Origin of the sequence: Polaromonas sp., from assembly GCF_018780625.1 — a bacterium.
Lineage (GTDB): Bacteria > Pseudomonadota > Gammaproteobacteria > Burkholderiales > Burkholderiaceae_C > Polaromonas.
In genome coordinates this window covers 1-8,747 of sequence record NZ_JADMJK010000125.1, presented here as the reverse complement: position 1 = coordinate 8,747, position 8,747 = coordinate 1, and the positions used below count along the sequence as shown (strand labels likewise).

Below are 8,747 nucleotides of genomic sequence, written 5' to 3'. Positions count from 1 at the left end.
TCATCTACCCGATTTAAACCATGAACGATTCCAACTGGATTGACGCCACCGAAGAGGCCGGCGTGCCCGAAGACGACGTGATCGGCCTGCAGGTCGGCGGCCGCGACGTGGCTCTCTACAAGGTCGAAGGCAGCATTTTCGCCACCGACAACCTCTGTACCCACGGCCATGCGCGTCTGTGCGACGGCTTTCTGGACGGCTATGAAATTGAATGCCCACTGCATCAAGGCAAGTTCGACGTGCGCAATGGCCGTGCCACCTGCGCGCCGGTCACGGAGGATGTTCGCAGCTACCCCGTGCGCATCGAAGGCGGACGCGTCTTTGTGCAGATGCCTGATTGAACCGCAGTTGCCTCCCTACTTTCCCCACCCCATCAAAACGAGACAAAACACCATGAAAACAACATCCACTGCGTCCTTCCGTCGCACCACACTCGCCGTCCTCGCTGGTGTGGCATTGGCAAGCGCCAGCCATCTCGCCGCAGCCGCCACCATCGGCATCATGGCACCGCTGTCGGGCCCGCAGGCCATCGTGGGCCAGGACCAGGTTGACGGCTTCATGCTGGCGATGGAACAGCTGGGCGGCAAGCTCGGCGGTCAACCCGCCACGGTACTGAAGGAAGATGACCAGCTCAAGCCGGAAATCGGCAGCCAGATCGTGCGCAAGTTCATCGACAAGGACAAGGTCGATGCCATCGTGGGACTGAGCTTTTCCAACGTGCTGATGGCCAGCCTGCCGCGCATCGCCGAGTCGGGCACCGTGGCGATCGCCACCAATGCCGGTCCATCACCGCTGGCCGGTGCCGGCTGCAAGGCCAATGTGTTTTCCGCTGCGTGGCAGAACGACGGCGCCGCCGAAGCCATGGGCAAGTTTGCCCAGGACAAGGGCCTCAAAAAGGTCTACCTGATGGCGCCCAACTACCAGGCCGGCAAGGACATGCTGACCGGCTTCAAGCGCTACTTCAAGGGCCAGATCGTGGACGAGGTTTACACGCAGGTGAACCAGCCCGACTACTCGGCCGAACTTGCCCAACTACAGTCCGCCAAGCCCGATGCGGTGTTTGTGTTCTACCCGGGCGGCATGGGCGTTAACTTCGTCAAGCAGATGAGCCAGGCCGGCCTGATGGCCAAGATACCGCTGTACTCCGTCTTCACCGTCGACGGTACGACCCTGCCAGGCCTGCGCGACGCGGCCGTTGGCAGCGTCAGCGGCGCGATGTGGGACGCGGCGCTCGACACGCCGGAGAACAAGAAATTTGTCGATGACTTCGAGCGCAAGTACAAACGCACGCCCAGCGAATACGCGGCAACGGCCTACGACGCGGCCAACATTCTGAATATCGCGCTGGGCAAAGCCAAGGCCGGCGATGCCAAGGCACTTGCCGTCGCAGTGAAGGCGGCCGGCAGTGAATTCAAGTCGGTGCGCGGCCCGTTCGCGTTCAACAACAACAACCTGCCGGTGCAGAACTACTATGCGTTCGAAACCATCAAGAGCGGCGGCAAGGTCGTCGGAAAACTCGTCGCCACGCCGCTGACCAAGCATAGCGATGCCTACCACGCGCAGTGCGCGCTCAAGTGACGCCATGAACAGCACGATTGTTTTCGCGCAGCTGCTCAACGGCCTGCAATACGGCGTCCTGCTGTTTTTGCTGGCTGCGGGGCTGACGCTGGTGTTTGGCATCATGAGCTTTGTCAACCTGGCGCATGGCTCGCTGTACATGATGGGCGCCTACTTTGCGGCCACGGCCTTCCAGTACACCGGCTCCTTCGGGCTGGCCGTGCTGGCAGCCATGCTGGGCTCGCTGCTGTTGGGCCTGGCGCTGGAGTTCGTCGCGGTCGCGCGCCTGTATCGCCGCGACCACCTCGACCATGTGCTGGCCACCTTTGGCCTGGTGATGTTTTTCAATGAACTGGTGCGCATCATCTGGGGTTCGCAGCCGGTATTTTTGCAGGTGCCTGAATTCCTCAGCGGTGCCATCGACATCGGGGGCTTCACGTACCCGTCCTACCGGCTCGCCATCATCGCCGTCGGGCTGGTGGTCGCGGTGGGTTCCTGGCTGCTGATCAACAAGACGCGCGTCGGCATGCTGATCCGCGCGGGCGCGGTGAATCCGGCGATGGTCGCGGCGCTCGGCGTCAACATTCGCCTGCTCAACGCCATGCTTTTTTCGGTCGGCGCCATGCTGGCGGGTCTGGCGGGCGCGATGGCGGGTCCTATTCTTTCGGTGCAGTCCGGAATGGGCGAGTCGGTGCTGATCACCACGCTGGTAGTCATCGTGATCGGTGGCATTGGCTCGGTCACGGGGGCCTTCTATGCGGCGCTCATCGTCGGCATCGTCGACACCATGGGCCGCGTATTTTTGCCATTCATGCTGCGGCAGGTCGCTGAACGGTCGTTCGCCGATGCGGCAGGCCCGGCGCTGGCCTCCATGCTGGTGTACCTGCTGATGGCGGTGGTGCTGGCGTGGCGGCCGCAAGGTCTTTTTCCAGCAAACAGGTGATCACGATGACTCCATTCATTTCACGGCCCAGCGCCTGGGTTCCCCTGCTGGTGCTGGTGCTGCTCGCCGCCGTGCCGTTTGTGGCGCAGGCCACCGGCCAGCAGTTTTATGTCGCCTTTTTCGCGCGCATCATCATCTATGCAATTGCCGCCTGCGCGCTGAACATTGCGCTGGGCTACGGCGGACTGGTGAGCTTTGGCCATTCGCTTTTCCTTGGCCTTGGCGCTTACGCGGTCGGCATTGCATCGTTCCATGAGGTTGGCAACGGCTGGATTCACCTGGCCTTGTGCCTGGGCGTGTGCGGCCTGGTCGCGCTGGTCACCGGCGCCATCAGCCTGCGCACCACCGGTATCGCCTTCATCATGATCACGCTGGCCTTTGCCCAGATGGGTTACTTCCTGTTCGTCAGCTTGAAACACTATGGCGGCGACGACGGGATGTCGATTGCACAAACCAGCCGCTTCGGCCCTGTCGATCTGGCGTCCGCGACCAGTGTGTACGTCGTCGCCTTCGTCGTCCTGGTACTGACGATCTGGTGGCTGGCCAAGCTGCGCGCCGCGCCGTTTGGCATGGTCATCCGTGGTGCAAAACAGAACGCGCGCCGCGTCAACGCCGCCGGTATTCCGGTGGTGCGCTACCAGCTGCTGGCCTACGTGATGTCGGGAATGTTGACCGGCGTGGCCGGCCTGCTGCTGGCCAACCTCAATGCCTTTGCCTCGCCGAGCACGCTGGCCTGGTCCATCTCGGGCGAGCTGATCGTGATCGTGGTGATCGGCGGTCTTGGCACGGTGTTCGGCCCCTTGATGGGCGCGCTGGTCTTCCTCGGCCTTGAAGAAATCCTGAAGGGTTTTACCGATCACTGGATGGTTATTTTCGGCCCGCTCATCGTCATCGTCGCGCTCCTGGGCAAGAGCGGCATCATCGGCCTGCTGCAGCGCCTTGATTCCCGTGCCAAGCGGGCCGACACACACACCACATCAGCCGCTGCAACGACTGGTGTTGCCGAGGGAGCCCTGTAATGGCCAGCGTACTGCGCACCGAATCCCTTACCAAACGCTATGGCGCGCTGCTGGTCACCGACGCGGTGTCGCTCGACATCGGCGAGGGCGAACTGCACGCGATCATCGGGCCCAACGGTGCCGGCAAGACCACGCTGATCAACCAGCTGTCGGGCGAGCTTGCGCCCAATAGCGGCAGCGTATGGTTCAACGGTGCGGACGTGTCCGCCCTGCCGATCCATGAACGCGCGAAACGCGGCCTGTTGCGCTCCTACCAGATCACCTCGATCTTCGAGGACTTCAGCGTGCTGGAGAACGCAACGTTTTCAGCGCTGGCTTCGCGCCGGCATGCCTTCAGGTTCTGGATGCCCATGCTGGCCGACAAGCAAGCACGGAAGTTCGCCAAAGAGGCGCTCGAAGCCACCGGCCTCGCGCATCGGCTTAACGCCCTGGCGGGCGATCTGGGTTATGGCGAGCGAAGGCAGCTTGAGCTGGCCATGAGCCTGGCTGCCGGCCCCAAATTCTTGCTGCTCGACGAGCCGATGGCCGGCATGAGCGTGCAGGAATCGACTGCCGTCATCGCGCTGCTGCAGCGCCTGAAGCGCCAGTACACCATCTTGCTGGTCGAGCACGACATGGAGGCGGTGTTTGCACTGGCCGACCGCATCAGCGTGCTGGTTTACGGAAAGATCCTGTTCACCGGGACACCCGAGGAAATCCGCAACCACCCGGAAGTGCGGGCGGTGTACCTCGGTGAAGAAACCGAAATATGAAGCCGGCAAGGGACAAATCATGACTCCATTTTTATCCGTCAAAGGGCTTCAGGCCTCCTACGGCCATGCACAGGCACTGTTTGACATTTCATTCGATGTCGGGCCGGGCGAGGTCGTGACCCTGCTGGGGCGCAACGGCATGGGCCGCTCCACCACCGTCAAATGTCTGTTCGGCATGCTGCCCGTGGCCTCCGGCAGCGTGTCGGTGGCCGGTGCACGGGTAGACCATTTGCCTTCGCACCGCATCGCGCGCCAGGGCCTGGCGCTGGTTCCTGAAGGCCGGCAGGTGTTTCCAAACCTGACGGTCGAGGAAAACCTGGTGGCCACCGCGCGCGACGACAAAAAGGGCAGCGGCAAGCACTGGGACCTGGGCCGCGTCTATGGTTTTTTTCCGCGCCTTCAGGAGCGCCGCAGCAACCTTGGCGCGCAGCTCTCGGGTGGCGAGCAGCAGATGCTGGCCATAGGCCGTGCATTGATGACCAACCCGCGCCTGCTGGTGCTCGACGAAGCCACGGAAGGCCTGGCCCCGGTGATTCGGCAGGAAATCTGGCGCGCCCTTGCTGAACTCAAAAAGGAGGGCCTGTCGCAAATCGTGATCGACAAAAACGTCAAAGCGCTGTTGGGCCTGGCCGACCGGCACTTCGTGATTGAAAAAGGCCGGGTGGTCTGGCAGGGCAGCTCGGATGAATTGCGCGGCCAGCCTGAAATTGTTCACCAGTATCTGGGCGTTTAGGTGGCCCATCTACTTTATGCCGGCTTACGCAGTTCGGCGAGGTCTTCAAGGCGATCCATCCGCGTCTAAAAAATACGCGTTTCGAAGCACAGACAACAATGGAAAACAGGCCCCAATAACGGTAAATCTTCTCGGCGCTGGGGCTATAGTGCAAGGTCTGGATGCGCTCGTGCAACTGATCCGGCAAGCGGGTGGACTTCTGTGGAGGGGCGCCGGATTTCCTGGATAGTTTGTGACTGTATTTTTTATACAGTCCAGCCAGAGATAACCAATGCTGCAAGCCACTTCCGGGAGTATTTGATGTCCAGAATATCGAGCACGGGCCAGTTTATTGAGCAAGTTTTTATCTGTACATTACGTTAGGCCGCACAAGCATGCGCTATCATGATATCAAGCGTCATCTGAAACCATACGCCATCGTCGCTATGCGCAAGACGACGATCAACCACGCGTTTGCCTCTGCGATAGCTCCCTGCGATGACTACAACGACGAGCGCGTACGCAAGGCAATACAAGACCTCGGTCAAGACCCGGACAAGGATCTTGACTGCATCTACTGCGGAACCCTGGCGGAGACCTGGGATCACGTCTTTGCAACAGTGAAACAGTCTGAGTTCAGCGGCCATGGTCATCGGCTTGGAAACCTTTTGCCGTGCTGCAAGCCATGCAACTCCAAGAAGGGCAATAAATCTTGGGACGTCTATCTCTCGCTTCTGAACCAAACCGAGGCAGAGAGGAGCGCCCGGCGCGTAGTCATTGGAGGGTACCTTTCAAAGCATCAAGTGCTTGATCAACTTCCCGTGAACCACCCGGACTATGAAGAACTTGATGAGATAAAAGCGCAGGTACTTGCATTATTCGCGCGGGCAGATGAACTCGCGACGCGCATTCGGCGTCGCAATGCGGCCTAATCCCTCGCTCAAGCGGAATGCCAATGGCAGGCCACCAGACGCTTTCGGTTATCCTGCACCGCACGGGCCTGGCGTCCTCCCGTCGTCGCCCGCTTAGCTCGAACGTTAAGCATCATGACCCAGTTCCCGCCGAACCCACTAATTTCCAGGCAAACGTGGAAACTCAAGTTATAGGCATGCATCATGGTGGCTGCGTGCACTTTGCTCTATACGTCGCACCGCTTCCGTGCAAGTTTTGGGCTTTGATGAATTTGGCCATCTCACCCCAGTGCAACGCCTCATATGCGCTTCCTATACGTCAGGCCAGCGCTTTGCCATCCGGCTTCATTCAGACTCGCGGCCGCCCACGAAACCCTTGCCATTGGCTAACTCTTCCCCTTGCCGGGCGCACCAACGTAAAAAACCCGCCGAAGCGGGTTTTTTTTGGGATGCACAGCAACTCAAGTGCTGCCATCAGCCCATGTGCAGGCCGCCGTTGAGCGAGAAGTCCGCGCCCGTGGCGTAACCGCCCTCTTCCGATGCAATCCAGGCAATGATGGAAGCAATTTCTTCCGGCTTGCCCAGCCGCTTGGCCGGCACGCCTGCCACGATTTTTTCCAGCACTTCGGGACGAATGGCCTTGACCATGTCGGTGCCGATGTAGCCCGGGCTCACCGTGTTGACGGTGACGCCTTTGCTGGCCACTTCCTGCGCCAGCGCCATGGTGAAGCCATGCAAACCAGCCTTGGCGGTGGAGTAGTTCACCTGGCCAAACTGGCCCTTCTGGCCATTGACCGACGAGATGTTGATGATGCGGCCAAAACCCGCCTCGACCATGCCTTCGATGACCTGCTTGGTCACGTTGAACATGCTGTCCAGGTTGGTCGAGATCACGGCGTCCCAGTCGGCCTTGCTCATCTTGCGGAACTGGCTGTCGCGGGTGATGCCGGCGTTGTTCACCAGCACGCTGACGGGGCCGTGCTCTGCCTTGACTTTCTCGAAGGCGGCCACGGTGGAATCCCAGTCACCCACATTGCCCACCGATGCATAAAAGGTATAGCCCAGGGCTTTTTGCTCGTCCAGCCACTTGGTGAAGTCGCGCGTGGGGCCGCAGCCGGCAATCACGGTGAATCCATCTTTGGCCAGCCGCTGGCAAATGGCCGTTCCAATGCCACCCATGCCACCGGTTACGTACGCTACTTGTTTTGACATCGCGATCTCCTTGATTTCTTGTTGATTTCGGCGAAACTATTTCGCTATTAATTAAGTAGCTGCTTATGCCCACCGGATGCAGGCATAGCGCTGTTTTACCCTAAATTCAGCGTTCCAGTGTGAGGGCAACCCCCATGCCGCCGCCAATACACAGGCTGGCAATGCCTTTTTTGGCGTCGCGGCGCACCATTTCGTGCAGCAGCGTCACCAAAATACGGCAACCGGACGCGCCAATCGGGTGGCCAATGGCAATCGCGCCGCCATTGACGTTGACCTTGCTGGTGTCCCAGCCCATTTCAGCGTTCACCGCGCAGGCTTGCGCCGCAAAGGCTTCATTGATTTCCAGCAAATCGAGGTCTTGCGCGTTCCAGCCGGCGCGCTGCAGCGCCTTGGTGGACGCAGGCACGGGGCCCATGCCCATGAAGGCTGGGTCCAGGCCGGACGTGGCGTAGCTGGCAATGCGCGCCAGCGGCTTGAGGCCCAGGGCGGCCGCCTTTTTGGCGGTCATGACCATCACGGCGGCAGCGCCGTCATTCAGACCCGAGGCGTTGCCAGCGGTCACGCTGCCGGCCTTGTCAAACGCCGGGCGCAGGCCTGCCAAGCCGTCGGCGCTGGTTTTGCGGTTGATGAATTCGTCCACCGAGAACACCACCGGATCGCCTTTTTTCTGCGGAATGGTGATGGGAACGATCTCGTCCTTGAATTTGCCGGCGTCTTGCGCGGCAGCGGCCTTGGTCTGGCTGGCCAGCGCCAGGGCGTCCTGCATGGCGCGGTCAATGCCGTATTTCCTGGCCACGTTTTCGGCGGTAATGCCCATGTGGTACTGGTTGTAGACGTCCCACAGGCCGTCCACGATCATGGTGTCGACCATTTTCCAGTCGCCCATGCGCTGGCCGTCGCGCGAACCGTTCAGCACATGCGGGGAAGCGCTCATGTTTTCCTGGCCGCCGGCAATCACGATGTCGCTGTCGCCGGTGGCCACGGACTGCGCGGCCAGCATGACGGACTTGAGCCCGGAGCCGCACACCGCGTTGATCGTCAGGCCCGGAATGCCATGGGGAAAGCCCGCCTTGACCACCGCCTGGCGCGCCGGATTCTGGCCTACGCCGGCCGCCAGCACCTGGCCCATGATGACTTCACCAATCTGGTCTGCGCTGAGTCCCGAGCGCTCCAGCACGGCCTTGATGACGGCAGCGCCCAGTTCGGTGGCGGGTATCTTGGCCAGCGATCCGCCAAATTTTCCAACCGCTGTGCGGCCTGCTGAAACGATAACGATGTCTTCCACAATCTCTCCTTGTTGTCACGTGTTGTCGTGACGTCTTGTTGCGGCGCTCTCCCGGAGGTACCAAAGGGGGAACGCCTACCAGGGGCTTTTAGATACCTGAGCCCTGTGAATCATTAAAACGCGTCAGACCTTGACCTTGACGTAGCGGCCAGGCGCGGCCTCAATGGCCTTGTGCTCGCCGCCGCCATAGCCCTTGGGCGCAGCAATCTGCTTGCCCGCGTGTTCCTTGAGCCACTCCGACCAGTCTGTCCACCAGCTGCCAGGATGCTCTACAGCCCCCTTGAGCCAGTCATCATGCGCCGCAGGGTACTTGGTCCCCGTGGATTTGGTGGCGGGCAGTTTGTCGTTGGTCCAGT

Annotated in this window: 9 protein-coding genes and 1 pseudogene; 7 read left to right on the top strand and 3 right to left on the bottom strand. The window is 60.8% G+C overall.

Annotated elements, in window-relative coordinates:
- Positions 1 to 20 precede the first annotated feature (20 nt).
- The 7 genes from IV091_RS11335 (at position 21) to IV091_RS11305 (ending at position 5,915) form a co-directional block, all read left to right on the top strand.
- Entirely contained in the window at positions 21 to 341 is a 321-nt protein-coding gene (locus IV091_RS11335) for a non-heme iron oxygenase ferredoxin subunit (RefSeq protein ID WP_293468724.1), read from the top strand.
- 52 nt (positions 342 to 393) lie between these two features.
- The gene (locus IV091_RS11330) at positions 394 to 1,578 is read left to right on the top strand and encodes an ABC transporter substrate-binding protein (protein WP_293468722.1); all 1,185 of its coding nucleotides are present in this window, start codon (positions 394 to 396) and stop codon (positions 1,576 to 1,578) included.
- Positions 1,579 to 1,582: 4 nt separating this feature from the next.
- Positions 1,583 to 2,500 carry a branched-chain amino acid ABC transporter permease gene (locus IV091_RS11325; RefSeq protein WP_293468720.1) on the top strand — a complete coding sequence of 306 codons (918 nt, stop codon included), beginning with the start codon at positions 1,583 to 1,585 and terminating at the stop codon, positions 2,498 to 2,500.
- A gap of 5 nt (positions 2,501 to 2,505) precedes the next feature.
- Positions 2,506 to 3,519 (top strand): branched-chain amino acid ABC transporter permease, encoded by a 1,014-nt coding sequence (locus IV091_RS11320; protein WP_293468718.1) that lies wholly within the window; start codon positions 2,506 to 2,508, stop codon positions 3,517 to 3,519.
- Positions 3,519 to 4,271 carry an ABC transporter ATP-binding protein gene (locus IV091_RS11315; protein WP_293468716.1) on the top strand — a complete coding sequence of 251 codons (753 nt, stop codon included), beginning with the start codon at positions 3,519 to 3,521 and terminating at the stop codon, positions 4,269 to 4,271. Before IV091_RS11320 ends, IV091_RS11315 begins: the two co-directional genes overlap by 1 nt.
- A gap of 19 nt (positions 4,272 to 4,290) precedes the next feature.
- Positions 4,291 to 5,004, top strand: a complete 714-nt coding sequence (locus tag IV091_RS11310; RefSeq protein WP_293468714.1) for an ABC transporter ATP-binding protein — start codon at positions 4,291 to 4,293, stop codon at positions 5,002 to 5,004.
- A gap of 374 nt (positions 5,005 to 5,378) precedes the next feature.
- A complete protein-coding gene (locus IV091_RS11305) occupies positions 5,379 to 5,915 on the top strand; it encodes a hypothetical protein (RefSeq protein WP_293468712.1) in 537 nt (178 codons plus the stop codon).
- A gap of 453 nt (positions 5,916 to 6,368) precedes the next feature.
- On the opposite strand, the gene phbB is transcribed toward IV091_RS11305, so the two are convergent.
- From phbB to IV091_RS11290, 3 genes and pseudogenes are all read right to left on the bottom strand, one after another.
- A complete protein-coding gene (gene phbB / locus IV091_RS11300; RefSeq protein WP_293468710.1) occupies positions 6,369 to 7,106 on the bottom strand; it encodes an acetoacetyl-CoA reductase in 738 nt (245 codons plus the stop codon).
- A 106-nt stretch (positions 7,107 to 7,212) separates the two neighbouring features.
- Positions 7,213 to 8,391, bottom strand: coding sequence for an acetyl-CoA C-acetyltransferase (locus IV091_RS11295; protein ID WP_293468708.1), 1,179 nt, complete (start codon positions 8,389 to 8,391; stop codon positions 7,213 to 7,215).
- A gap of 123 nt (positions 8,392 to 8,514) precedes the next feature.
- Positions 8,515 to 8,747, bottom strand: a pseudogene (locus tag IV091_RS11290) (class I poly(R)-hydroxyalkanoic acid synthase); the annotation flags it as partial.

Bases quoted from the DNA above. Each gene is read 5' to 3' on its own strand.
- IV091_RS11320 (WP_293468718.1), top strand. From the start codon at position 2,506: ATGACTCCATTCATTTCACGGCCCAGCGCCTGGGTTCCCCTGCTGGTG.
- IV091_RS11335 (WP_293468724.1), top strand. From the start codon at position 21: ATGAACGATTCCAACTGGATTGACGCCACCGAAGAGGCCGGCGTGCCC.
- phbB (WP_293468710.1), bottom strand. From the start codon at position 7,106: ATGTCAAAACAAGTAGCGTACGTAACCGGTGGCATGGGTGGCATTGGA.
- IV091_RS11330 (WP_293468722.1), top strand. From the start codon at position 394: ATGAAAACAACATCCACTGCGTCCTTCCGTCGCACCACACTCGCCGTC.
- IV091_RS11325 (WP_293468720.1), top strand. From the start codon at position 1,583: ATGAACAGCACGATTGTTTTCGCGCAGCTGCTCAACGGCCTGCAATAC.
- IV091_RS11315 (WP_293468716.1), top strand. From the start codon at position 3,519: ATGGCCAGCGTACTGCGCACCGAATCCCTTACCAAACGCTATGGCGCG.
- IV091_RS11305 (WP_293468712.1), top strand. From the start codon at position 5,379: ATGCGCTATCATGATATCAAGCGTCATCTGAAACCATACGCCATCGTC.
- IV091_RS11310 (WP_293468714.1), top strand. From the start codon at position 4,291: ATGACTCCATTTTTATCCGTCAAAGGGCTTCAGGCCTCCTACGGCCAT.